The sequence below is a fragment of the Hydrotalea flava genome (assembly GCF_001623405.1).
Taxonomy (GTDB): Bacteria; Bacteroidota; Bacteroidia; order Chitinophagales; family Chitinophagaceae; genus Hydrotalea; species Hydrotalea flava.
Map to the genome: position 1 here is coordinate 1 of NZ_LUHG01000030.1, position 1,499 is coordinate 1,499.

Consider the following 1,499-nt stretch of genomic DNA (forward strand, 5'->3'; position numbering starts at 1 on the left):
TGCCTCGTCCTGAAAAAAGTTTACATTTTTTTGCTGTTTGTCCTACATTAGGTTTACACATTTTTTATTGTCCGTATTAGGGTTTACAAATTTGATATTGCGTTTTACCTTTTGTTGGGTTTTCAAAGGTAATGTTGTAGATGAAAAAAATATTTTGTAGCCTACATTGCTAAAGAACTATTTTTTTCATCGGTGCAATTAATAGGCAATTTCAACATTTGGTATTCCTGTTTTAATGTAATAGCTCTTCCATTTTCTTTCCACAACTTCATTGCTATTATGTACTTCTTGCGGCATTTTGTTACCAATACTACTATGTGGTCTTAAATGATTGTACACACTTACTGCTACTGCTATACCTTGTTGTGCTGCCTCATAGCTATCGTAATATTCCTTTAATAACTCATCTTTTAAAATACCATTTACTCTTTCTGCTATGGCATTCTCTAATGGGTCTCCATTTTCAGTCATCGATATTTTTATTTTTTTTCGCTTCAAAATGTTTACATATTCCTTACAACAGTATTGAACCCCTCTATCACTATGATGTATCAAATTTTTGATGTGCTTATTATTGTTTAAAGCCATCTTAAGTGCTTCAATACTTCCTTTAGCATCTAAACTTTCTGATACATAAAATCCTACTATTTTTCTGCTATAAGCATCGGTTATTAAACTTAAATAGGCAAAGCTGTCTTTCAAAGTTATATACGTTATATCGCTTACCCATAGTTGGTTGGAAGCTACTGGTATAAACTCTTTTATTAAATTTTTATACTTCTTAAACCGATGAAAACTATTGGTGGTAACTGGCTTATTTTTCCTTCTTTTTTTTACCAATAATTGATGGTAGCTTAAGAACTCGAAAAATAAATCTCTACCCATTGTAGTGTGGTGATGCTGCATAAAAGGTTGTAATAGCAAATGCAATTTTCTGCAGCCAATACGTGGTTGTAGCGTACGAATTTGATACACCTGTTGCAACAATAGTTCTGATGAAAACTGTTGTTGCTCTTCTGCACGATGGGCTTTATAGAACCCTTGCCGACTATAACCAAGCAATGAACAAAGCGAAGTAATACTCCTCGGCTCTCTTTGTTCTACATTTAAAATCGCTTGGTGCCAAACTTTTTTCTTAACTCAATTCCTGTTAAATCTTCCGATAGCTTAAGCATCTCTTCCAGCACTTCGTTGTGTAACTTTGCCTTACGAAGCTCAGCTTGCAATTGTTTTACATCAGTAGGCAAATTTGCCTCTGCAACCGGTATAGACTTTATTTTAGGTACCTTGTCTTTTACCAATTTCGATTTGCCTTTGTACTTACTCACCCAATTATGAATTTTTTGAAAACTGATGCCATACTTGCATCCTAATTGGCGATAAGTATAATCGCCTGTTAAATACTCGGCTATGATAGCCTCTTTGTTAATCTCTCTTTTTTGCATATTTTGTCCAAAATTAATTTACGAATAATCGTAAACCTATTTCAGGACAAGACA

Annotated in this window: 2 protein-coding genes; both read right to left on the reverse strand. The window is 33.7% G+C overall.

Annotated features, from left to right (window positions below; all coding sequences use genetic code 11):
* Positions 1-198 precede the first annotated feature (198 nt).
* Positions 199-1,113, reverse strand: coding sequence for an IS3 family transposase (locus A0F92_RS01270; protein ID WP_068240890.1), 915 nt, complete (start codon positions 1,111-1,113; stop codon positions 199-201).
* Entirely contained in the window at positions 1,107-1,445 is a 339-nt protein-coding gene (locus A0F92_RS01275; RefSeq protein WP_068240892.1) for a helix-turn-helix domain-containing protein, read from the reverse strand. The genes A0F92_RS01270 and A0F92_RS01275 overlap by 7 nt, the downstream gene beginning before the upstream one ends.
* Between the last annotated feature and the right edge of the window lie 54 nt (positions 1,446-1,499).

Coding starts and splice junctions, on each gene's coding strand:
- A0F92_RS01275 (WP_068240892.1), bottom strand. CDS start 1,445: ATGCAAAAAAGAGAGATTAACAAAGAGGCTATCATAGCCGAGTATTTA.